The organism is Photorhabdus antumapuensis (assembly GCF_020387775.1).
Taxonomy (GTDB): Bacteria; Pseudomonadota; Gammaproteobacteria; order Enterobacterales; family Enterobacteriaceae; genus Photorhabdus; species Photorhabdus antumapuensis.
The window spans coordinates 24,115-45,658 of the sequence record NZ_JAHZMK010000018.1; the positions used below are offsets into that span (position 1 = coordinate 24,115).

The following is a 21,544-nucleotide window of genomic DNA, read 5'->3' on the forward strand; positions in this document are numbered from 1 at the left end:
ATTAAACCATTAAACCATTAAATCGTTACTAATAGGTTAAAATTAATTTTAAATAAAAATATAAAAAACTATTGGATAGAATTATGAAACCCTTTGTAATTAAAGAGTTAAATGATATTACCTTATAATTGTTTTACCGAAATAAAAAATATTATCTCGTTTCCTTGCACTAATCAATAATATGTCCTTTAATATAATCAACAACTTAGTTTTCATACAATCAATTATCAGTGCAATATTTTATTTTTATTATCATTTTAATTTTTTAGGTTGAATATTATATTTCATGCTTTCATACAATTTAATGATATTTATTATTTTAGCAAGGTGCATAGAATGAAAAATGATTTTTTAATTATATCCAATATGTTTAAATCAATTACCAATATAAAATTGCCAGAATGCCTGAAAAATCATGATCTATCCCAAGAAATTGCAGCTTCTTGGAATGAGTTTAGTGGATCATTATATCGCTGGCCATCAGCATTAGAAAATTATGAATATGCATATAATTCCGATGAACAAGATATGGATAGAATTATTAAAAATATACACAAAGCAACAACTTGTTTAGGTTCGCTTAGCAGCGGATATTTAGGTCATGGTTATATTGCCAGGGTCAATCATGCATTGAAAGAAATTAAATCAGATTTTAGTAAGCTAGATAGTTTCATCTCAAAATTGCCACAACCCTTTGAAATATCTCAAATTGATTTTGAGAGCAAGAAAAACTTCGCAGAAAAAACACATATAAACACACAACAACTATTAAAGAATATTCCAGATGGAGAAGATAAAAAACAAATATACAAACTCTCTTTATTGATGGAAGAAATTACTTTAAATATATCAGATGTTTCATTTAGCCTTAGAAATATAAACAATTCAGTCAATAAACTTAATGGACAAATCAAAGCAATCAATAATATTTACAATGAGTTAGTTGAAAAATTTAATGAAGAGAATAAAAAAGATATTTTTACAAGAAACTATAGGCAATGTATGGTCTATTTTAGTGATTTTACAAATAAATTCAATTTATTTTCCTATGATTACAAATCATTTAACAAGAATAATATATTAATTATCTTATAACCAATATAAGATGAATTCTTGCAACTATCAATAATCTCTATTATTTATTCCGTATAATATAACCAGTTGTAAAACATGCAATATGACACGAAATATGGGGAAGTATTGGATAAGTCAATTCATCCAGTAACTCCCCCTAAATTTCTATATTAATGCAACAATCTACTTGAAAACAATGATAAAAAAATAAATAATCACTTCTATACCATAATATAGAAAAGGATTAATCACGATACAATCCACTATCTTATATCCGTTTAATTATCAATTTGATATATACCATGATAGTATACATCAAGGCTATGACAATGCCTTACTGAGTTCCTTTGTCCTATATATCTATTACCGGAAATTTTTAAGGAGCGATACATGAAACTTTATTACCAACCTGGAGCTTGTTCTCTATCACCTCACATCATACTTCGTGAAGCAGGGCTTGATTTCAGCGTGATTAAAGTTGATCTGAAAACTAAAAAAACGGAGAACGGCGACGATTTTTTCGCAGTCAACCCAAAAGGCCAAATACCCACTCTTCTGTTAGATAACAATGAAATCCTCACCGAAGGAGCTGTTATTGTTCAATATATTGCCGACCAAAAACCGGACAAAAAATTAATTGCGCCAGCCGGAACTATGGAGCGATATCATCAACTTGAATGGCTTAGCCATATTTCCAGTGAAATTCATAAAGGATATTCCCCCCTGTTCATGCCAGGAACACCAGAAAATTATCGCCCTGTTGCTATTAATAATCTACTTAGAAGATTCAAGTATATAGATGAAGTATTAGCAAAACAGCCATACATTGCCGGGGAGCATTTTACTGTTGCTGACGCTTACTTATTCACTCTCAGTAATTGGGCACCTTTAGTGCAATTGGATCTCTCCAATCTGGTTCATCTTAAAGCTTATCAAGAGAAGATCGCAGAACGTCCACATGTTCGTGATGCATTGAAAGCCGAAGGGTTAATTTAAAAATAAAAAACCGTTCCACACAATATCAGTGGAACGGTTAAATGCCTTAATCCAATTGTGTTGCACAAAACTTATGGTCAGGCGCCACCATTCTGTCCTGAGCAGCCACAATTTGTAGTTCGTATTCGCCCATATCTTTCGTTGTTACCATCACTTCATAAACCGCAGCAGTGACATGTTCGAGGGCAGTTTGTAAAGACTCACCTTTTAATAGATTAACTAATAACAAGCCGCTGGTTAAATCACCAACACCCACTGGCTGATGTTCGCCAAAATCCACCAAAGGCCGATTCACATGCCAGCTATGTTCTTTAGTCACTAATAGCATTTCAAAACGATCAGGCCGATAACCAGCACGACTAAGGTGTTTAACCAATACAATATCCGGCCCTTTTTCACATAGTGTTCGAGCAGCCACAACAGCTTGTTCTACATTAGCCACTTTCTGCATACTGAGTGTTTCAAGTTCCAGCAAATTCGGCGCAATGATGTCACTGACAGGGAGCGCTTCTTCACATAAAAATTCGGCCACCCCAGGCACAACAATACAACCTTTTTCTGGGTGCCCCATAACGGGATCGCAGAGATACCAAGCGTCAGGATTCACCGCTTTTACCCGTTTCACTATATCGATAATATGGCTCCCCTGCTCCGATGAACCGATATATCCACTCAGTACCGCATCACAAGATTTGAGCTGTTCGATTTCTTCAATGCCTTGAACGATTTCTGTAAGATGGTTAGCCGGCATAACACACCCTTTCCATTGAGCATATTGGGTATGATTTGAAAACTGTACTGTATTCAATGGCCATACGTTCACCCCCATCCGACGCATCGGGAATTCCGCAGCGCTGTTACCAGCGTGACCAAAAACAACATGAGATTGAATTGAAAGAATATTTTTCACGATGACGGCCTATATTTTTATTCTGGCTTCTGTTTATAAGATTAAAGTCATAGTAAGAGAAAGGGCAACATTACCGTTGCCCCATCATATACCCATCATCTTTCAAGTTGCCTCTTTGTTGGCTGCACTCTCTCACCCCGGTCACATAGTTATCTATGCTCCCGGGGATTCGCTCCCTTGCCGTCGCGATGCATCTTGAAATACATAGGGTATATATAATATTAGTTATTTCCAGCAGATCAAACAATCATGTTTTTTACCACGACGCAACAGGGTGTAACGCCCAAACAGATGGTTACTGTCAGTAAACAGATATTCAGGTTCAGATTGTTTTTCACCATTAATTGCAACAGCGTTTGAACTGATCATCGTACGCGCCTGACCACGAGAAGGCACTAATCCAGCATTAACCAAAGCTTGTTGCAAATCTGCACCCTTTTCCAACTCAATGACCGGCATACCATCCTGCGCCAATTGAGCAAAATCCGCTTCGGTCAAATCAGCAGCAGCACCGGAGAATAAACTTTCTGTAATCCGTTTAGCGGCTGCTAACCCCTCTTCACCATGCACCATACCGGTGACTTGTTCTGCCAACACGTACTGCGCTCGAGGAGCTTTACCGCTATTTTTATCTTCTTTTTCCAAAGCATCAATATCTTCAAGATTCATAAAGGTAAAGAATTTCAGGAAGCGATAAACATCGGCATCCGCAGTGTTAATCCAGAATTGATAAAATTTGTATGGACTGGTTTTCTTCGGATCCAACCAAACAGCACCACCTTCTGTTTTACCAAATTTAGTGCCATCAGATTTCGTGATCAGTGGAACAGTCATGCCAAATACTTGTTTCTGGTTGATACGACGAGCTAGATCAATACCAGAAGTAATATTCCCCCACTGGTCAGAACCACCAATCTGCAACTCAACGCCATGTACTTCATTAAGGCGAGCAAAGTCATAGGATTGCAGTAGATTATAAGAAAACTCAGTGAAAGAGATACCCACATCATCACGGTTCAAACGCTGTTTAACCGCCTCTTTGTTAATCATCTGATTAACTGAGAAATGTTTGCCGATATCACGCAAGAAAGTCAGAACATCCATGTTGCCAAACCAATCATAATTATTGGCTGTTTTAGCACTATTTTCGCCACAATCAAAATCGAGGAAAGGTGAAACCTGTCTACGAATTTTCTCCACCCACTCTTTAACGGTAGCTTCAGTATTCAATTTACGTTCAGTGGCTTTGAAACTCGGATCACCAATCAAACCCGTCGCTCCACCAACTAACGCCACCGGTTTATGCCCGGCTAGCTGGAATCGTTTTAAACACAGCAAGGGAACCAGATGCCCCAAATGCAAGCTGTCAGCGGTCGGATCGAAACCACAATAGAGGGAGACAGGGCCCTGCGCCAGTCTCTCCGCTAACGCATTCTCATCCGTCACCTGGGCAATGAGGCCCCGCTCTTGCAGTTGTTTTATCAGGTTATTGCTAGACATTAATGGCTCCATCAATTTGTGTATTTTGTCTGTTGTATACCCGTTATCTTTCAAGTTGCTTCTTTGTTGGCTGCACTCACTCACCCCGGTCACATAGTTTGCTATGCTCCCGGGGATTCGCTCCCTTGCCGTCGCGATGCATCTTGAAATCCATAGGGTATATAAATCGCTATTCAAAAAAGTGGGGAATAGCATAAAACGCCAATACTATAAGTGCCAGTACTAAAAATGATAATCCACGATTTATGGTGCAAGCCTGTCAATATGCCAGCTATCGCCTTGCCGTTGATAAATAAACCGATCATGGAGCCGGTTTGCGCCACCTTGCCAAAATTCAACAGAATCAAAAGTCACTTTGAATCCTCCCCAAAAGCTAGGTAAAGGCACCTCACCATTCAAGAATTTTTGTTTCAATTCAAGGAACTTCCCTTCTAAAACACCGCGTGCGGAAATACGAGAAGATTGTTGTGATACCCATGCGGCAATCTGGCTATCTCTAGGACGACTATGAAAATATTTCACCACTTCAACAGGAGAAAGACGTTCAGCTCTACCAAGAAAAGAGACTTGCCTTTCCAAAGGATACCAAGGGAAATGGAGGCTAATTTTGTTATTGTGCGCCAAATGTTTTGCTTTCCGGCTACCTAAATTTGTATAAAAAATCAGACTATTTGTATCAAAATGCTTCAATAACACAATACGTTGATACGGTTGACCACTCTCATCGACCGTTGCTATAGACATTGCCGTCGGATCACTCAACTTAGCTTCACATGCTTGCTTGAGCCAACGCTCAAAAAGTTCGATGGGTTCTTTGGTCAAATCTTTACGTCTTAAACCACCACGAATATATTCACGGCGCAATTCTGCAACATCAAATTCATTATGTTCTGACATTAACGTAGCTCTGTTTATGACTCACTAAATACCAGACAGCTTATCATTGTTATTGATTAATAACAGGATAAATCGCCCCTAAAACAGTTTCAGTACTCGCACCGGTAACAGAGGGTAAATTCCCTGGCGCACCTGACATTGTACGGAATGCTAACCAGGCAAATGCCAGTGCTTCCATATCATCACCGCTTAGGCCATATTTATCTGTCGGGCAAACCTCCGTCCCCGGTAATAGGGCAGAAAGTCGACTCATTATCTGCGGGTTACGTGCGCCACCACCACAAACCAATAGACGCTCACATCCACCACTCAACATAATTTGCTGTGACACAGACGCTGCTGTCAGCTCGGCCAGCGTTGCCTGAACATCGACAGGTGGTATGTCAGGAAAGTTAACTAACTGCGCCTCCAACCAACTCATATTGAAATACTCCCGGCCTGTGCTTTTAGGGGCTGGTCGTGAAAAATAGTGATCAGAAAGCATTTGTCCGAGCAATTTGTTATTAACAACACCTTCTCGTGCCCATCGCGCATCTTTATCATAAGGTTTTTTCTGATGACGCCATACCCAACTATCCATCAGCATATTACCCGGACCTGTGTCATACCCTTTGACAGGTGAGCCAGGTAATAACGTCGTTATATTGGCAATACCACCGATATTGAGAATTATCCTTCGTTCTGTCGGATGGCCTAATACGGCGAAATGAAAAGCTGGAACTAATGGTGCTCCCTGCCCACCATATGCCATATCCCTCCGACGAAAATCACCAACCACAGTCATCCCAATCAAAGCTGCAATACGGTTATTGTCGCCAAGTTGCATAGTGAAAGGCGTATGACTATCTGGCTCATGCCAAACGGTTTGTCCATGACATCCCACTGCAATAATGTCACTTGTGGTTAACCCTGTTTTAATCAGTAAGCCTTGTACAGCTTCAGCGAATAAAGAACCAAGTTCATAATCCAACCGACCGATTGCCGATAATGTCGTTTGCTGCCCTTGGCAGACTGCGAGAATTTTCTGTTTTAATTCGTATGGGAATGGATGCGAATAACTGGCTTGCTGAGCAACAACTTTATCATTGATTGCTGCAAGTACCACATCAACGCCATCCAGACTTGTACCCGACATTACACCAATATAACGACCTGACTTCATAACCATTTAATTTGCCTTCCTGCTTAGAATCTGTCTTGATAAAATCAGAAACCATGCCAATAACTATAAAGCGCAGTGGTTTTGGCTGTATATGACTAATAGACAAACGAAGGAATAAAACCTGAGTTTTGGAAACAACTTCACAAAAAATGCTGAATTTTTCATTAATAGCTATTTCTTTTAAAAATCTCTATTGACGTTTAATATATGTTTAGCACTAGATTGCTAATGTACCGATATTCTATTTGAATAAACTTTTTATTGCTTATTGCCAATACCGGTTGTTAGCCTGACTGCCCAGTAAGCTATCAGATTTCCGCAGTCAGGCATCGAAATTAGGAGTTACTATGTTTAAGCACTTTTTAGTTAGCGCGGTTGCCGTTGCTTCATTATCAGGCTGTGTCAACACCGATTCTCTTTCTGGTGATACCTACACTGCTGGACAAGCTAAGCAGGTTCAAACTGTCTCTTACGGCACAGTTGTTTCTGTTCGTCCCATCAATATTCAAGCGGGCAGCAATGAGAATGTATTAGGCGCGATTGGTGGTGCAGTTCTAGGAGGTCTTGTTGGTAATACTATTGGCGGTGGCAGTGGCAACACATTAGCAACTGCCGCGGGTGCGATTGCCGGTGGTGTCGCGGGCCAAAATGTTCAAGGAGCTCTTAACACAACTAAAGGTGTAGAACTCGAAATTCGTCGTGACAGTGGTGAAAGCATCATTGTTGTTCAAAAACAAGGCAAAACAGCCTTCCATAAAGGCCAACGTGTAAGAATCGCAGGCCAAGGTAGTAATATTACTGTTTCACCTCGACAATAAGATATAAATAAGAAAACCGTGACTTCATTTTAGTAAGTCGCGGTCTTCTTTCATCCAGTTAGCATTTCATGGATATCGTAATTACTATCTATTTTGTAATTGGATAATATTTTGCTCTAACTTCTGAACTAAAGTGGAAAGAAAAGCAAGTTCCTCGCGTGAAATACCTCCCAGAATCTCATTTCTTGTGGATTCAATAACACCATCCAACTCCCTAATAACCGATGCAGAATCTTCAGTTAGCTTGATTCTCTTTGCGCGACGATCATTGGCACAAGTATGCCGGGTGATAAGTTTTTTTTCCTCAAGCTGATCTAATGTCCTGACCAAAGATGGTTGCTCGATACCGATAGCTTTCGCCAACTGTATCTGAGATTGCTCCTGAGGTAACCGGCTAATATTGTATAACGTTACCCAATGAGTCTGAGTTAATTCCAACGGCTTTAAACGGTAGTCAATTAAAGCACGCCAAATACGAACTAACCGTGCCAGATCTGATCCCAATGTAGATTCCAATTGTCCCTCCTTAAATAACTAGCCTACTAAACATAACAGCCAAATTTTTCTAAATCAGGCTAACTAGCCTTAAAAAAGTATATATAACTTCTGCATAATCACAGTAAATTCTTAGTAACTAACTAATTCAGGTAACTATAACCAAGAACAACCAAACTTAATTTAAACTCAGAACAAAACAATTAACATACAATATTTTTACCATAAAAACTATCAGAACTATGAATACAAACAAACAGAAATCAATAAATATCATTCAATACTTTATTCAAAGTACTATAAGAATAGCTGTCATCTAAATGCTAAGCTATCTATTTTTACATTAATGTTGTTTTTATTTTACATTTATCACACAATCAAGCTTAAAATTCCATTTAAAACATAAAGTTATAAAAAAATTCAAGCAAGCTCACTTAGCCTTTTCGTTAATCAAGAAATAAAAAAATAACAAACAAAATACCTAGGATTATAGTAGAACATTTATAACTTTGCCAAAAATATAACCCTATATAAGTAAATCATTGAATTGTTAACCCAAATAACCTCAAAAATCGATAATTAAAACAGTGATGGCTGTTCAGGTGGTTCTTCATCTGTCTGATTTTGTGCTCTCAATGCACGTAAATATCTTTGCCGGCACAGTCGCAATACTTCACGCTTCTGCCCATCTGACATTTTCATCCAATTAAATCTTTCTTCCCGGCTGCGATAACACCCCAGACAAAACCCCCGCTCATTCGCCTGACAAATTCCTCGACAAGGACTGGGAATAGCAAAAAACTCTAGTTGCTCAGCCATCACATCCCGTTTCCTATACAATTCAAATACTATATTTAATTATAAACCCGAATAAGAATAAATTATAATTATGGATAAATTGAACTGTAACCGTAAGACACGTTATAGTTAGTGGTTTTTGTGCGACTTACCGCACAAAAATATTGGTAAAACCATTAAATTAGAGGTAATTATGCGTTTACTCCATACCATGATCCGTGTTGGTGATCTGCAACGCTCCATTAATTTTTACACTGAAGTGTTAGGAATGCGCCTGCTGCGCGCCAGTGAAAACACCGAATATAAATACTCACTCGCCTTCGTTGGCTACACTGATGAAAGTGAAGGAGCAGTCATCGAGTTGACCTATAATTGGGGAGTTGACCATTACGAAATGGGGAATGCCTTTGGTCACATCGCATTAGGTGTTGATGATGTCGCAGCCACTTGCGAATCTATTCGCAAAGCAGGTGGTAACATTACCCGTGAAGCGGGTCCTGTAAAAGGCGGGACAACCATTATTGCTTTCGTTGAAGATCCAGATGGTTACAAAATTGAACTTATTGAAAACAAAAATGCCAGCAACGCTCTGGGTAACTCAATCTGATGTCTGACAAAAAAGAGCCAAACGTCCTTAGTGGACGTTTTCGAGGTTATTACCCTGTTGTTATTGATGTTGAAACTGGCGGTTTTAATGCCAAAACAGATGCATTACTTGAAATTGCCGCCGTTACACTGGAGATGGATGATGAAGGTTGGCTAACGCCGGGCGAATCGCTTCACTTCCATATTGAGCCATTTGAAGGAGCCAATCTTGAACCAGCAGCCCTAGCGTTCACCGGCATTGATCCATTAAATCCGCTACGTGGAGCAGTGAGCGAATATGCAGCTCTGCATGCTATTTTTAAAATGGTTCGTAAAGGGATAAAAAATAATCATTGTAATCGGGCAATTATCGTTGCTCACAATGCTAACTTCGATCATAGCTTTGTTATGGCTGCCACAGAACGCACCGGACTAAAACGAAATCCGTTTCATCCGTTTGCAACTTTTGACACCGCTGCTTTAGGTGGTCTGGTATTAGGACAAACAATCTTAGCAAAAGCCTGCATCACAGCCGGTATCCCATTCGATAATAATCAGGCTCACAGCGCTTTATATGATACTGATCGTACCGCGGAATTATTCTGTGAAATGGTTAACCGTTGGAAACAACTTGGTGGCTGGCCATTAGCGACAACAGCAGAAAGAACCGGATAAATAGCCGAACGGCTAGATTAATATAATCAAATCTAAACAATAATGCCCCCCCATATATCAACATATGGGGAGACAGTATGATAATCTGTCTATACCCTTCATCTTTCAAACTACTGCTTTGTTGGCTGCTTCCACTCACCCCAGTCACATCGTTATCTATGCTCCTGGGGATTCGTTCACTTGCCGCCGCGCTGCAACTCGAAAAAGAGCCTGAAGAGCTAGGTAAAACAAAGAAATGATGTTTAAAAAATGGGCTGGCGAAAAGTAAACAAAAACGGCAGCCCCATTGATTACAGGTGATTATGTGGATCTTGTGTCTGGTGTAATACTGCCAACACCTCAATACCAGCCGGAACTTCGCGGTAGTAGATAATATGGCTCTCAACAGGGAAACTCCGCACACCAACATGAAGATCCTCACTACGATCACGTCCGGGGGATGGGTGCCGATCAAGAACATCGGTCATAGTCACACGCAAGGTATCAGCGTAAGCCTCTGCAACGCTAACTCCCCAGCGGCGCAAGGAATAACGCTTGATGGTGCGAATATGCTCTCTGGCCTTCTTGGTAAACTGAACGCTCATCCCTAAGCCTTACCTCCAAGTTCATCGACCGTCAAAGGTGCAAAAACATCATCAATACTATGTAGCTCGCCACGATCTGCTTGTGCAATAGATTCAGCCAGAATGGCTTTCAAACTCTGTAATTTAAGCTGTGCAAACTGATCATACTCTTCGGGAGAAATAACCACGGCCACACGCTTACCATGTGATGGTTTACCGAGACCATAAAAATCTGTGGGGCACTTATTCAGCAATCTTTTCTGTCCAAGAATGCTCCGTTTCGTCACCTAATTTTATGCCCGGATACCAATGCTCAAATTGGGTTTTCAAATCATCATTAAGTACAGCTGTGCGGGTCTGGAGTAAGTAATGCGCACCTTGCTGGCTCCATTGCATCTGCTGCTTTTTCACCATCCGTTTGGCAATCACTTCATTGATCGTCGATTCAACAAATGAAGAGGACATGGGTTCACCATAGCGGTACATTTCATCGATATGTTTTGATAAGGATTTCTTATTATCATAATGCGAGATGTCCTCATCACACATCTCAGCACAATCCTCTAGCTGTTCTAATGCCTTAATCACATTGCCATGCCAGAGATACCATTTTGTACTGGTTAAAGCGTCCAATAATTCTGCACCGAGTTCAGGGGGGGGTTCGATACCCCTCTGGCATATTGTTTGAGTACTGTCAGACGCATCGTGATATGAAACCAATCCAGTACGTGCTGCGATTCGGGGTACAAGTTAAATTGCAGATCCCTGAGATTATCGGCACCATCCGATAAGAAAGTAATTTGTTGATTCGCCTGCATACCTTGTGAAGATAACTGGGCGATGAGTTTTCTTCTGGGGTGATTTTCAAGACATTGCACAAAACCAAAGCGTTTGGTTGGAGCATTAGCCGCGAATGATTTTCCGACGATGATTTCAAAATGGTGTTTTCTGTCGTCCCGGTTTCTGACGTAGCCTCCATCAATACCCACCGTCATCGGTTTTCCCGGTTTGGGTAATTTTTCCCATTCTCTGGGATCGCCAGGGAGAAAATCCGGCAATCCGTCTAATTCGGCCTCTTGTCTTTGGGCGATCTGACAGAGATGATTTCTGACTGTGGAGGCATTACAGCGTTCCCCCACCGGCAGAATATCTTTAAGCAGATTGGCGGTCAATCCATAAGACATCAGTGACGAGAGCATAAAAAAGTATGGGGCACTTGAATTATTTAGCGGTAAAATGGGCAACTCAACCGGACTATTACTCATTATCGGCCCATGAATACTTATACGTTAAAGTGGCTTCTTTAGCTGCTTTGCCACATAAATGCCCCACACTTTTTTATGCTCTCGGTTGCTCATCCAATAAGCAAACTCGTCGATTAACGGTTAATCAAAATTCTCTCTGCAATAACATCTCTCTGGTGTCCTTTATCCAGTAACCTTGAAGATCAGGCTCCACCCATCCTGCTATTGGCTTTATCACCCCAGTCCGGGACAGGACTTTGGCGAGCATATTGAAACTGGATGTAATAACAGGAGAACCTTTAAGATTACTATTTTCATCAATAAATAAACCGATCAACTCCTGCCACGACATATAATCAATACCCTGCTTTTTATTTTTAACAGGAATAGATATTCTTGCGACCATATCGTCGGCAAATATTAAAATGGCATCATGTATTCTCAGCATCCATGTACTCGAACAGCCATAGATAAAATCGTTTATTTCTCTGACCAGGCTATGGTCATCGTTCGTTTTGTAATTTTTCAGATCCTTCTCTGTAAGCGGCGTTCTGAAGCTATCAGCTGACATAACAAAACACCCCTTAGAGATACCCAAAGAGAGTTCCTTAGTGAAAACCGCGCTTGTGAGGAAGCTAAAGCAAGAGTTAAACTCTGTAATATCAGAATTGTCAATAAGATAGATACGATCTCTAAAAGAGATACATTCACGGACACCATTCTCATTAGTCTTATATCGATAATAGCTGTCCGGCACCTCGGGAAGCCCAATTTGATCCTGAGAGCTATAATGGTAAGGTTGTATATGCGGGAACGGTTTATCACCTGTGGATACATCCCCTTTTATCCAGACACTGTCCCTGCTATAACCGTGCGGCGCTGACCAAATTAAGCCATGGCCATCAGGTTGTGTGCTTTCCACAACACTAATTCTGGCAGCACGTTTAAACGGAAACCACTGCACATCTTCTATGATTTTTGCAATTGGATACCCCTGATAAACAGAGAACGTTTCCGAATACCCAGCCAATACTCTAATTGGGAACAGGATGTCATAATTTTCCTGCTCCCTCATTTTCCTGTAAAATGGATTACTAGGGTTTGCAACACCAATTGCGGAGCCCTCAGTAAACTCCAGCCTGAGATCGGTAAAAGCTCTTTCAGGTTGTATAGCAGGAGCCAGTAATTCCTGGGCCTCATCCGAAGATAAAAACCAGTTACTGTTATTTCGATCCGGATCATCAACATTGATAATCTTACATAATGGTGTAATCCCACGGTTGAGGATTTCTATATGGCTATCGGGTACGCACGCGCTGACTGTGCCAAGCTTCCAGTCAACTATAAACGTCATCATAAAAGAGTGTCTGGTAAATTTTGGAGGAGGAATAACAGCTTTTTCAACATGCGTAAGTATGACATTTTCTATCGATGATTGCTCAAGAAAATAGAAAAATCCACCAAAAGGAAGTGACTTTATTTTATCTTCTATAGGGGTACGATCAACATGTTGAAGAAATGATACATCCAGCATAACCGAAATCGATGAATATCTTTTCGGCATCACACCGTGACGGAGACCAAAAATCGCCTCAAAATGCGGCTCGAAAGACGATCTGGCAATATTAGGATCTGACTTGTTATCGGAACGTTTAACATGCCATACCGCTCGCGGCTCACGGCTGCCACTCAATCCTCCCATCGCGAACAATCCGTAGTCAGGTAGAGCCCACTGATGGGAAGTCGTCGTTGAGAAGTCCATTCCCACGGTTGGAACATTGCCAAACATACCAACACTGGCTCCAAGCGTCGTAGATGTACTGACATCGGTTTCGTTGTTTTTTGTTATTGGTGATAAATCAATTAGGCACCAGTCGTTCCCGCCATTAATAGCAGTCTCCCCCCCCTGTGGGGTCGTTACTTCAATTGTCAGGTGGGCATCATCAAAAACCATCTGGTTGTCTACTATGGAAGCCTTATGCTTTTTTTCCTCATACCATGCAAGTTGATCTGCCAGCTTCCTGGCAAGAGGATCCGCTGGAATGGCGTTTTCACCACGATAGCTGGCCGTATTGATCACTGTTCCGGCGGTACTGATTCTGATGCATCGACCGGCTCCGGCTGATGATACGACACCAATATTTTCAATCAACTCAAAAGAGATAGATTTTTGAATCCATGAACTTACCTCAGACTCAGCAACAATGCGACGAACCGTTCTACGTGCTCCAAACGGAGAGAGACCAGGAACATCACCACAGTTAATCGACTCCATATATAACTCCACATTGATTAGTTGAAATAAAATATAAACAATCACAGAGAGCGCTGACAGCGACTCTGGTGTTTACCAGACGCACTATTATTTCCCGAGGTTATCATATTATCTGGATGGACTTATGAAAACACGTCACCTTCCGTCCTATAAAAAATATTATTAGCCACGATCATTCCACGAGCCATAATGTTCAGTATAGACTGGCTGGTATATATCAGGAGATATATTATTTCTATTTTTATATCGGAGTGGCAGAGTCGGCATACGATGCCGCGCTTCAAATTTTTCTAGATTTTTATATTCGCCCTTGTCTCCATACGTTTTATATAGCTCCATTATATCCTTATAAAGATTGCCATATTTAAAACTTCTGGACACATCGGTAGGAACGAATTTTGTATTTTCCGCAATAGACTGCCCTATAGGCAGCACTTCCGAAAAGGTATGATAGCCACCATAATTCATAAATGCCGCCACTGCCGTTGTCATACATAACACATCATCTTTTTTCTTGTTCTCATGCCGGGAAGCTTCCCGATTCCACTCTCCATAAATGGACGAGCTCTCATTCAGATTGAGCATAGCTAGCCCCAGCATGACGTCGGTGGTACCTCCTGACTGCGCTCCCGCGGAAGGATAGCCATTGCGGTTTGCATCCATGCCGTAGATACCATAAGGCTGCCACCGGTTAATGCCTACTCCGTGGTTAAAATAGTGATCTTCTATCGCCGCCTTAAGAGTAGATTTTGGATATTTTTTCGGTATCGCATCAAATTCATTTCTGGAAAGCATAAATGGCCGGTTTAAATCTTCAATCGGTGCCCCCTGCCTTGGGATAGCGTTAATTTGTTGGTTTATTCCTCCCTCATCCAGTACATCCCACAACCAAAATGTGACTTTACTGCTCTCTGCTTCCTGTACCACCTGGCCAAACCCCATGCCAAGGTCGCTCGCATCTGAGTATTTTCCGCGGATGGGATTACCATCATTACCTAAGGGCATCCTTTCGCTTCTGGCTCGGCTAATTGGATCGTCAAACAGTATTGAACGTGTTTTATCCCTGAATTCCTGAAAACGGTTATCAAGTACCTGTTCCATTGTTGTGACACTTCCTGTTCCTCCCAAACCCGCTTTAGAAATCAGGTTTAGGATGGCCTGCCGGTTGTCTGCTCTGGCCTTAGGAGTTTGTTTAGTAAATAATTGCCATACAGTGGTACCGAAAGAACTTAATCCCTTTACCTTAGTTAAAAATAATTCCCAGCGCTTTACCTTAGTTAAAAATAATTTCCAGCGCTCGTCCTCACTGTTTTTCAGATCCGTTTTCAGCGACTTTATTAACCAGTCTTTGACATCATTTTCACTCGGATTACCTCCGGACATCCTTCCTATCTGATCGGAAGAGGGATGAAGAGGTCTGAATGTAGTTCTGTCAAACACATCGCCCAGGGACATTTGTTGATTGTTGAATGTCACCGGCTGGTCACGGATCTCCTGGCTGTCTCTCAAAACTGAAAATACCTGAGAAAGTTTACCCGAATAACGATCAAGGACATCACCAATTTTACCCGGATGATCCATGATACTTAGAGATATTTTCGCCTCGAGCATTTTATTATGAGTCAGGAGCTCTCTTTGTAACTCATCCAGCTCAACGCCATTAACAACAGAACTCAGATCCACCTCATTCTGCCTTACACCGGATAACGGGGAGTCTCTACTCTCTCTGACTATAACCCTGTTGATATCAGCATCTTCATTAATAAAATCTAAGGATGGCCGAAATCTTGGCTTGCGCTCTTCCATTTTAAGAGGCCAAGATTCAATATATTTAGGCATATTAGTGAAACTCCGTCAGTTAAGCTGATAGCTACCATACTTAAGTATATAGACATACTCACCACATCCAGCAAGTGCGAATATAAAATTTTGGGCACTGTTGCAAATAATCGGTGGTGGGCTTTGTTGAATAAATGAACGTAGCGCCCCTGCGGGGCGAGCACGGCAGCGTTGCTGCCTCAATTGTAGCGGTCAAGAACTTCCGGACACATTTTTAGCCTTTTCCCACTGCTTGTCGGAACTATTTCTTTCGTGAACGTTCTATGTGCAGGACGGCGTCAAGCAATGGCAATGAATCGCAGGTGTCGGATGCGTAAACCGTGCGCGTCCCTGGGTCATAAGACACCGTGACAAAAGGGACTGATGCGCGCGTTCCGTACTCCGCGGAGTTTGCCGCCTGGAGCGATACGCTCTGCATACCTCTCTCTTTTCAGTAAGTTGCTGGCTGATCTTCTTCCAGTCAAAGAGATAGTCGGGATACAACCGCCGCATGTCACGCTTGTCCTGCGGCGTAAGCGTATAGTTCCGAATACGCATGATGTTAGAACTGCTTCTGCCAACTTTGACCGTGAGATAGCAGAAGCCCTTTCTGGTCGTGACGAAGGCACTGCTTTGCTTGCGACTTATCATTGTTCACTCCCGTTTTGCAGTGCGGCATACAGGGCTGTCTTACTGATTCTGAGCCGTGTAGCGGCTTCGCGGACGTTCAAACCTGTGGCAATATACTCACGCGCCCGCTGCAACTTGTCGGCAGTGACAACAGGCTTGCGCCCGCCCTTTCGCCCGCGAGCAGCAGCAGTCAACCCGGCCCGGGTGCGCTCGCGGATCAGGTCACGCTCAAACTGGCTCAGCGCACCAAACACATGGAAAATGAGTAGCCCGCCTGGCGTGGTGGTGTCGATGCTCTCGGTCAACGACCGGAAGCCGACACCTCCCGACTCCAGCGTACTGATTGTCTCGATCAGGTGTGCCATCGAGCGACCGAGTCTGTCCAGCCGCCAGACGACCAGCACATCCCCGTCGCGTAGCCAGGCCAGCGCGGCAGTCAGTCCTGGGCGGTCGGTCCTGGCCCCGGAAACCGTGTCTTTAAAAATTCTCTCGCAACCCGCCTTACGCAACGCATCCGTCTGCAAGGCGGTGTCCTGTTCCGCCGTCGATACCCGCGCATAGCCAATCAGTGCCATTTTGCCTCATTTGTCCGTCATTCCGGCCGCCTATCTTAATGTCCGACAAACCATTAAACAAGTATATTGTCGGACAGATTCCGGTCTGACCGTCAAACGTTCGTTTGATGGACAGAGCGGTCTGATGGCTTTATTTATACATATGTGCTAATGTGGGTTTGTGTATTTTAAAGGAGATGCCCTCTATGAGCCGCCTGACAATCGACATAACAGACCAGCAGCACCAAAGCCTGAAAGCGCTGGCAGCCCTACAAGGTAAGACCATCAAACAATACACTCTCGAACGTTTGTTCCCCGGCGATGCTGATCAGGCATGGCAGGAACTGAAAACTCTGCTGGGAAACCGCATCAATAACGGGATTGCGGGGAAGGTGTCCACCAGGAGCATCGGAGAAATTCTTGACGAAGAACTCGGCGGGGATCGCGCTTGACGACCTACATCCTCACGGCGGAGGCTGAAGCAGATCTACGCAGCATCATCCGCTACACGCGCAAACAGTGGGGCACAGCGCAAGTACGCCGCTATATCACCAGGCTGGAACATGGTATTGCCTGCCTTGCCGTAGGGCGAGGTACTTTCAAGGATATGAGCGAACTCTTTCCTGAGTTACGGATGGCGCATTGTGAACATCACTATGTCTTCTGCCTGCCACGCGGGAGTGCGCCCGCACTGGTCGTGGCGATTTTTCATGAACGCATGGACCTCATGACACGACTGGCAGCGAGGATCAGCAGAGAGAGTTAACGATCACCAGCCGGAGGAAGAGATATCGTGCACCGGAGTTCTGGGCAACTTCGCCCCTTCATGACGTTTCGTGCACAGGACTGCTGACGAAACCTGTTCAGAAGTTGGCTGCACATCGGGCTGTCAGCCCTGTGAACTGGTGCAGTCGCCTTCTGAAAATGACATCAACTATCATATTCATACAGAGTCAATAAAAACGAACATTATTCCCGCTCTGGAGATTAACCCAAAAGCAAGAAATTTTGCTTATGCTAATGAGGCCGATATATTGAATCTGGCTTTGTTTGGCAAGACAGCCAGTGACTGGCGCAAAGAGAACCCGGAACTAAAAGGCAATATACGGGACTATGCCACACTGGAACAGCTTGTCGTGTTATCTAATTTAGAAAGCTTCAATGCTGAACTTATCGGGCAAGGCCTCTCTACCAACGACAGGTTCCAAAAGCTGAATCGCGTTGCGGTCAGTCAAATGGAGATCCTGATAGAAAACAAATCCATTGAAAAACTTAAACAATTAAAATAGGCCGTTCATGCGAATTGGGTATATATACCCTTCATCTTTCAAACTACTGCTTTGTTGGCTGCTTCCACTCACCCCAGTCACATCGTTATCTATGCTCCTGGGGATTCGTTCACTTGCCGCCGCGCTGCAACTCGAAATCTATTAGGTATATAAGTGATGAAAAAATTACTCTGTCGCGTTTTCGTCCTGAGAACGATATTTATCAGCAGTTTCTTTGATTAATGTTTGTAACTCACCACGCTGATACATTTCAATGACAATATCGCATCCACCTATCAATTCACCTTCCACCCAAAGCTGAGGAAAAGTTGGCCAATTAGCATATTTTGGCAATTCTGCACGAATATCTGGATTTTGCAAAATATCTACGTAAGCAAAACGTTCACCACACGCAGATAAAGCTTGAACCACCTGCGCAGAAAAGCCACAACTTGGCAATTTAGGAGAACCTTTCATATACAATAAAATCGGGTTTTCTTTAATTTGGCGCTCAATCTTCTCAATAGTCGTCATTTTTATTTCCTTTAAACCAACAGTATGTTGATAACCAACATCGTCACAATATTGCGGAGAATACCATTTTCTCTCATTAATATGCATCCTGATCTTTTCTTATCCTGGCACAAATGACATCATTTCCACTGTTATTTATCGTAGAAATTGTTAAGATGACCATAAACTTACCGACACAGCAGTGAAAAATTTTTAGTTCTGGGCGTTAATTAACTGGGCATTTGTTGCAAAAAATCTGGCTTAACAACTATCAGATTAATTTATTATTATCTGTTTTAACACGCAAAGGCAAAGGGCAGATAAACCATTGAGACTATCTGCCCAATTACCCTTCAACGTAAAGCCCAATTTTTAAATCATCCAATCAGTTCAAAATATCAGGCAAAGATCAAGCAAAGAGCGGCAAAAATGGCAATCATCACCAACGTGCTGACAGCAGTAAATAAACCAAGCTTCAAATCGGTATTCATAAAGCCTCCTCAGAATAAAAAGTTTATAACGACAAAAACCAGTCTATTGAGATGGTTAATTGCCCTTACATAAGGAAAAGCATAAATAGCGATTACCACACATTTTATAACACTGATTATTGCTTTCACTTTTGAGCCAGATCAGACAAAATCCAGGATTTATCGCTAACTTATTGCCAGCCCCTCTATGTAAAGGGCTAGCAAGCGATTAACAAAGCGTTTTAAATTTAGACCAAAAGGTCAGGAGTCTTTCACCTCATGGCAACGATCAAAGATGTGGCTAAGCACGCTGGCGTCTCAACCACCACCGTATCCCATGTTATTAATAAAACCCGCTTCGTCGCTGAAGATACTAAAGCTGCTGTTTGGGCTGCTATTAAAACACTGAATTATTCACCCAGTGCCGTTGCTCGCAGTCTGAAAGTTAACCACACAAAATCGATCGGATTACTGGCAACGTCCAGTGAAGCCCCCTATTTTGCTGAAGTCATTGAGGCTGTTGAAAACAGTTGTTATAGCAAAGGCTATACGCTGATTTTATGTAACTCACACAATAACATTGATAAACAGAAAGCCTATCTAGCCATGCTGGCACAAAAACGTGTGGATGGACTGCTAATTATGTGTTCAGAATATCCGGAACAGTTGTTGGGAATGTTGGAAGATTATCGCAATATTCCAATGGTCGTCATGGATTGGGGACAGGCCAGAAGTGATTTCACCGATACTATTATTGATAATGCATTCCACGGCGGTTATCTGGCTGGTCGTTATCTTATCGAACGAGGTCATCGTGATATTGGTGCGATCCCCGGCCCTCTGGCACGAAATACCGGAGGCGGCCGTCATCAAGGATTCTTAAAGGCATTAAAAGAAGCTAACATTCCGATCAGAGAAGAGTGGATTATTCAGGGGGATTTTGAACCAGAATCGGGCTATAAAGCCATGCATCAAATCCTGAATCAAAAACAGCGCCCAACTGCGGTTTTCTGCGGCGGAGATGTTATGGCCATGGGGGCTATTTGTGCTGCTGATGAATTAGGATTACGCGTCCCACAGGATATTTCTGTCATCGGTTATGACAATATACGCAACGCTCGCTATTTCTCTCCGGCATTGACCACCATTCATCAGCCAAAAGAACGATTGGGGCAGATGGCGTTTTCCATGTTACTGGACCGAATAATCAATAAACGTGAAGATGCACAAACTATTGAAGTACATCCACGCTTGGTTGAGCGACGTTCTGTCGTGGATGGTCCATTTATCGACTATCGTCGTTAATCCGCTTTATTCATCTTGAAGCCATTCAGCATTAAGAGTTTCACTATCGCCAAGATAGTCAAGCAGCCAACTTAATGCTGGAGAATGGCTGTTTTGAACCCATGCCAAACAACATGGACTGTCTGGTAAAGGCTGTTCCAATTCCAGCACGGCTAGTTTATTCTGCCGAATAAGCGGCATTGCCCTATGTTCAGGCACCATTCCCACACATAACCCTTCGTTTAGACAAGACAGACCAGACTCCCAATCAGGCACCACCAATCGGCGCTGATTATCCAGATTCCAAGTGTCACGCTTCGGTAAATTACGGGATGTATCTTCAAGGCACAAACTTGGATAAGGCCGCATTTGGTCATCAGATAGCGGACCCGGCAACTGGGTCAGCGCATGGCCTGCGCTAACCACACATAGCCAGGGCATAAACCCCATATCTCGGAAACTATATCTTTCCCCGACTGGAACTACCCGGGTTGCACCAATTGCAACATCCACTCGACTATTCACCAGTGCGTCCCACACACCATTAAACACTTCCTGATGAATAAAAAGTTCTATATCAGGAAAATGGTGGTAAAAATCAAGAATAAGCTGGCGACTACGCGCTGGTTTGACAACGAGATCAATTGCAATACTAAATTGCCCTCGCCAACCGTTTGCAACTTGTTGACACTGGTGACGAGTGTCAATCATTTTTTTGATAACAGAACGAGCTTCTTTAATAAAAATAGCGCCTGCCTCAGTTAATTCCACATCCCGATGACGACGCTCAAACAACGAAACAGCAAGCCACTCTTCCAGTTGTCTTACAGTATAACTGATCGCAGAAGGGACACGGTGAAGCTCCGATGCAGCGGCACTAAAACTGCCTGTTCTGGCAACCGCATCCACGACTTCAAGTGAATATTCCGACCACATAATTTCACCTTTCAATTTTTTTCACAGCACTATGCAAATATTACCATTTCACAAGTAAAAATCACGACATATAGAATAT

Annotated in this window: 23 protein-coding genes and 1 pseudogene; 10 read left to right on the forward strand and 14 right to left on the reverse strand. The window is 42.4% G+C overall.

The annotated features are described in order from the left end of the window. Positions 1-336 precede the first annotated feature (336 nt). Together KZ793_RS07875 and gstA are read left to right on the forward strand one after the other, a co-directional pair. Complete coding sequence (locus KZ793_RS07875) at positions 337-1,095, forward strand: hypothetical protein (protein WP_225814855.1); 759 nt, start codon at positions 337-339, stop codon at positions 1,093-1,095. Positions 1,096-1,464: 369 nt separating this feature from the next. Then, the gene (gene gstA / locus KZ793_RS07880; protein ID WP_225814856.1) at positions 1,465-2,070 is read left to right on the forward strand and encodes a glutathione transferase GstA; all 606 of its coding nucleotides are present in this window, start codon (positions 1,465-1,467) and stop codon (positions 2,068-2,070) included. 46 nt (positions 2,071-2,116) lie between these two features. Here the strand turns inward: gstA and pdxY are convergent, their stop codons facing one another. The 4 genes from pdxY to anmK all read right to left on the reverse strand — a co-directional run bounded on the left by pdxY (position 2,117) and on the right by anmK (position 6,539). Beyond that, entirely contained in the window at positions 2,117-2,980 is an 864-nt protein-coding gene (gene pdxY, locus KZ793_RS07885; RefSeq protein WP_225814857.1) for a pyridoxal kinase PdxY, read from the reverse strand. A 225-nt stretch (positions 2,981-3,205) separates the two neighbouring features. Next, on the reverse strand, positions 3,206-4,480 hold the full coding sequence (gene tyrS / locus KZ793_RS07890) for a tyrosine--tRNA ligase (protein ID WP_225814858.1): 1,275 nt from the start codon (positions 4,478-4,480) through the stop codon (positions 3,206-3,208). A 243-nt stretch (positions 4,481-4,723) separates the two neighbouring features. After that, positions 4,724-5,377, reverse strand: a complete 654-nt coding sequence (gene pdxH / locus KZ793_RS07895) for a pyridoxamine 5'-phosphate oxidase (RefSeq protein WP_225814859.1) — start codon at positions 5,375-5,377, stop codon at positions 4,724-4,726. A gap of 49 nt (positions 5,378-5,426) precedes the next feature. Further along, entirely contained in the window at positions 5,427-6,539 is a 1,113-nt protein-coding gene (gene anmK / locus KZ793_RS07900) for an anhydro-N-acetylmuramic acid kinase (RefSeq protein ID WP_225814878.1), read from the reverse strand. A gap of 347 nt (positions 6,540-6,886) precedes the next feature. On the opposite strand from anmK, the gene KZ793_RS07905 reads away from it, so the two are divergent. Beyond that, positions 6,887-7,357: an outer membrane lipoprotein gene (locus tag KZ793_RS07905; RefSeq protein ID WP_011146821.1), complete on the forward strand. Its 471-nt coding sequence runs from the start codon at positions 6,887-6,889 to the stop codon at positions 7,355-7,357. Between the two features lie 84 nt (positions 7,358-7,441). Here the strand turns inward: KZ793_RS07905 and slyA are convergent, their stop codons facing one another. Together slyA and KZ793_RS07915 are read right to left on the reverse strand one after the other, a co-directional pair. Next, positions 7,442-7,873, reverse strand: a complete 432-nt coding sequence (gene slyA / locus KZ793_RS07910) for a transcriptional regulator SlyA (RefSeq protein WP_112875782.1) — start codon at positions 7,871-7,873, stop codon at positions 7,442-7,444. A 558-nt stretch (positions 7,874-8,431) separates the two neighbouring features. Further along, complete coding sequence (locus KZ793_RS07915; RefSeq protein ID WP_036805434.1) at positions 8,432-8,671, reverse strand: DUF1289 domain-containing protein; 240 nt, start codon at positions 8,669-8,671, stop codon at positions 8,432-8,434. 172 nt (positions 8,672-8,843) lie between these two features. Here KZ793_RS07915 and gloA point away from each other — a divergent pair, with 172 nt between their 5' ends. The 3 genes from gloA (at position 8,844) to KZ793_RS07930 (ending at position 10,149) form a co-directional block, all read left to right on the forward strand. Next, positions 8,844-9,257 (forward strand): lactoylglutathione lyase, encoded by a 414-nt coding sequence (gene gloA / locus KZ793_RS07920; protein WP_118987835.1) that lies wholly within the window; start codon positions 8,844-8,846, stop codon positions 9,255-9,257. Next, entirely contained in the window at positions 9,257-9,910 is a 654-nt protein-coding gene (rnt, locus tag KZ793_RS07925; protein WP_225814860.1) for a ribonuclease T, read from the forward strand. Before gloA ends, rnt begins: the two co-directional genes overlap by 1 nt. Positions 9,911-9,987: 77 nt before the next feature. Then, positions 9,988-10,149: a hypothetical protein gene (locus KZ793_RS07930; RefSeq protein WP_225814861.1), complete on the forward strand. Its 162-nt coding sequence runs from the start codon at positions 9,988-9,990 to the stop codon at positions 10,147-10,149. A gap of 51 nt (positions 10,150-10,200) precedes the next feature. On the opposite strand, the gene KZ793_RS07935 is transcribed toward KZ793_RS07930, so the two are convergent. The 6 genes and pseudogenes from KZ793_RS07935 to KZ793_RS07960 all read right to left on the reverse strand — a co-directional run bounded on the left by KZ793_RS07935 (position 10,201) and on the right by KZ793_RS07960 (position 17,015). Continuing rightward, on the reverse strand, positions 10,201-10,494 hold the full coding sequence (locus tag KZ793_RS07935) for a type II toxin-antitoxin system RelE/ParE family toxin (protein ID WP_225814862.1): 294 nt from the start codon (positions 10,492-10,494) through the stop codon (positions 10,201-10,203). Positions 10,495-10,496: 2 nt separating this feature from the next. Further along, the gene (locus tag KZ793_RS07940; RefSeq protein ID WP_225814863.1) at positions 10,497-10,727 is read right to left on the reverse strand and encodes a hypothetical protein; all 231 of its coding nucleotides are present in this window, start codon (positions 10,725-10,727) and stop codon (positions 10,497-10,499) included. Further along, positions 10,717-11,666 (reverse strand): annotated as a pseudogene (locus tag KZ793_RS07945) (ISKra4 family transposase); the annotation flags it as partial. The pseudogene KZ793_RS07945 and the gene KZ793_RS07940, both read right to left, overlap by 11 nt. A 196-nt stretch (positions 11,667-11,862) precedes the next feature. Next, positions 11,863-13,992, reverse strand: a complete 2,130-nt coding sequence (locus KZ793_RS07950) for a hypothetical protein (protein WP_225814864.1) — start codon at positions 13,990-13,992, stop codon at positions 11,863-11,865. Between the two features lie 162 nt (positions 13,993-14,154). Further along, positions 14,155-15,831: a hypothetical protein gene (locus tag KZ793_RS07955; RefSeq protein WP_225814865.1), complete on the reverse strand. Its 1,677-nt coding sequence runs from the start codon at positions 15,829-15,831 to the stop codon at positions 14,155-14,157. Between the two features lie 626 nt (positions 15,832-16,457). Next, a complete protein-coding gene (locus tag KZ793_RS07960; protein WP_225814866.1) occupies positions 16,458-17,015 on the reverse strand; it encodes a recombinase family protein in 558 nt (185 codons plus the stop codon). Positions 17,016-17,200: 185 nt separating this feature from the next. Here KZ793_RS07960 and KZ793_RS07965 point away from each other — a divergent pair, with 185 nt between their 5' ends. From KZ793_RS07965 to KZ793_RS07975, 3 genes are all read left to right on the forward strand, one after another. Beyond that, positions 17,201-17,446 (forward strand): antitoxin, encoded by a 246-nt coding sequence (locus tag KZ793_RS07965; RefSeq protein ID WP_225814867.1) that lies wholly within the window; start codon positions 17,201-17,203, stop codon positions 17,444-17,446. Beyond that, positions 17,443-17,760 carry a type II toxin-antitoxin system RelE/ParE family toxin gene (locus tag KZ793_RS07970; protein ID WP_088374050.1) on the forward strand — a complete coding sequence of 106 codons (318 nt, stop codon included), beginning with the start codon at positions 17,443-17,445 and terminating at the stop codon, positions 17,758-17,760. The genes KZ793_RS07965 and KZ793_RS07970 overlap by 4 nt, the downstream gene beginning before the upstream one ends. A gap of 70 nt (positions 17,761-17,830) precedes the next feature. Next, the gene (locus tag KZ793_RS07975; protein ID WP_225814868.1) at positions 17,831-18,283 is read left to right on the forward strand and encodes a hypothetical protein; all 453 of its coding nucleotides are present in this window, start codon (positions 17,831-17,833) and stop codon (positions 18,281-18,283) included. Between the two features lie 165 nt (positions 18,284-18,448). Here the strand turns inward: KZ793_RS07975 and KZ793_RS07980 are convergent, their stop codons facing one another. Further along, positions 18,449-18,796 carry a Grx4 family monothiol glutaredoxin gene (locus KZ793_RS07980; RefSeq protein ID WP_118987838.1) on the reverse strand — a complete coding sequence of 116 codons (348 nt, stop codon included), beginning with the start codon at positions 18,794-18,796 and terminating at the stop codon, positions 18,449-18,451. 728 nt (positions 18,797-19,524) lie between these two features. Between KZ793_RS07980 and purR the strand changes: the two genes are divergently transcribed. Next, a complete protein-coding gene (gene purR, locus KZ793_RS07985; RefSeq protein ID WP_225814869.1) occupies positions 19,525-20,550 on the forward strand; it encodes an HTH-type transcriptional repressor PurR in 1,026 nt (341 codons plus the stop codon). A 6-nt stretch (positions 20,551-20,556) separates the two neighbouring features. On the opposite strand, the gene punR is transcribed toward purR, so the two are convergent. Then, positions 20,557-21,465 carry a DNA-binding transcriptional activator PunR gene (gene punR / locus KZ793_RS07990; protein WP_225814870.1) on the reverse strand — a complete coding sequence of 303 codons (909 nt, stop codon included), beginning with the start codon at positions 21,463-21,465 and terminating at the stop codon, positions 20,557-20,559. Positions 21,466-21,544: the final 79 nt, after the last annotated feature.

Coding starts and splice junctions, on each gene's coding strand:
- KZ793_RS07875 (WP_225814855.1), top strand. CDS start 337: ATGAAAAATGATTTTTTAATTATATCCAATATGTTTAAATCAATTACC.
- gstA (WP_225814856.1), top strand. CDS start 1,465: ATGAAACTTTATTACCAACCTGGAGCTTGTTCTCTATCACCTCACATC.
- tyrS (WP_225814858.1), bottom strand. CDS start 4,480: ATGTCTAGCAATAACCTGATAAAACAACTGCAAGAGCGGGGCCTCATT.
- pdxH (WP_225814859.1), bottom strand. CDS start 5,377: ATGTCAGAACATAATGAATTTGATGTTGCAGAATTGCGCCGTGAATAT.
- anmK (WP_225814878.1), bottom strand. CDS start 6,539: ATGAAGTCAGGTCGTTATATTGGTGTAATGTCGGGTACAAGTCTGGAT.
- KZ793_RS07905 (WP_011146821.1), top strand. CDS start 6,887: ATGTTTAAGCACTTTTTAGTTAGCGCGGTTGCCGTTGCTTCATTATCA.
- KZ793_RS07915 (WP_036805434.1), bottom strand. CDS start 8,671: ATGGCTGAGCAACTAGAGTTTTTTGCTATTCCCAGTCCTTGTCGAGGA.
- gloA (WP_118987835.1), top strand. CDS start 8,844: ATGCGTTTACTCCATACCATGATCCGTGTTGGTGATCTGCAACGCTCC.
- rnt (WP_225814860.1), top strand. CDS start 9,257: ATGTCTGACAAAAAAGAGCCAAACGTCCTTAGTGGACGTTTTCGAGGT.
- KZ793_RS07930 (WP_225814861.1), top strand. CDS start 9,988: ATGATAATCTGTCTATACCCTTCATCTTTCAAACTACTGCTTTGTTGG.
- KZ793_RS07935 (WP_225814862.1), bottom strand. CDS start 10,494: ATGAGCGTTCAGTTTACCAAGAAGGCCAGAGAGCATATTCGCACCATC.
- KZ793_RS07950 (WP_225814864.1), bottom strand. CDS start 13,992: ATGGAGTCGATTAACTGTGGTGATGTTCCTGGTCTCTCTCCGTTTGGA.
- KZ793_RS07955 (WP_225814865.1), bottom strand. CDS start 15,831: ATGCCTAAATATATTGAATCTTGGCCTCTTAAAATGGAAGAGCGCAAG.
- KZ793_RS07960 (WP_225814866.1), bottom strand. CDS start 17,015: ATGGCACTGATTGGCTATGCGCGGGTATCGACGGCGGAACAGGACACC.
- KZ793_RS07965 (WP_225814867.1), top strand. CDS start 17,201: ATGAGCCGCCTGACAATCGACATAACAGACCAGCAGCACCAAAGCCTG.
- KZ793_RS07980 (WP_118987838.1), bottom strand. CDS start 18,796: ATGACGACTATTGAGAAGATTGAGCGCCAAATTAAAGAAAACCCGATT.
- purR (WP_225814869.1), top strand. CDS start 19,525: ATGGCAACGATCAAAGATGTGGCTAAGCACGCTGGCGTCTCAACCACC.
- punR (WP_225814870.1), bottom strand. CDS start 21,465: ATGTGGTCGGAATATTCACTTGAAGTCGTGGATGCGGTTGCCAGAACA.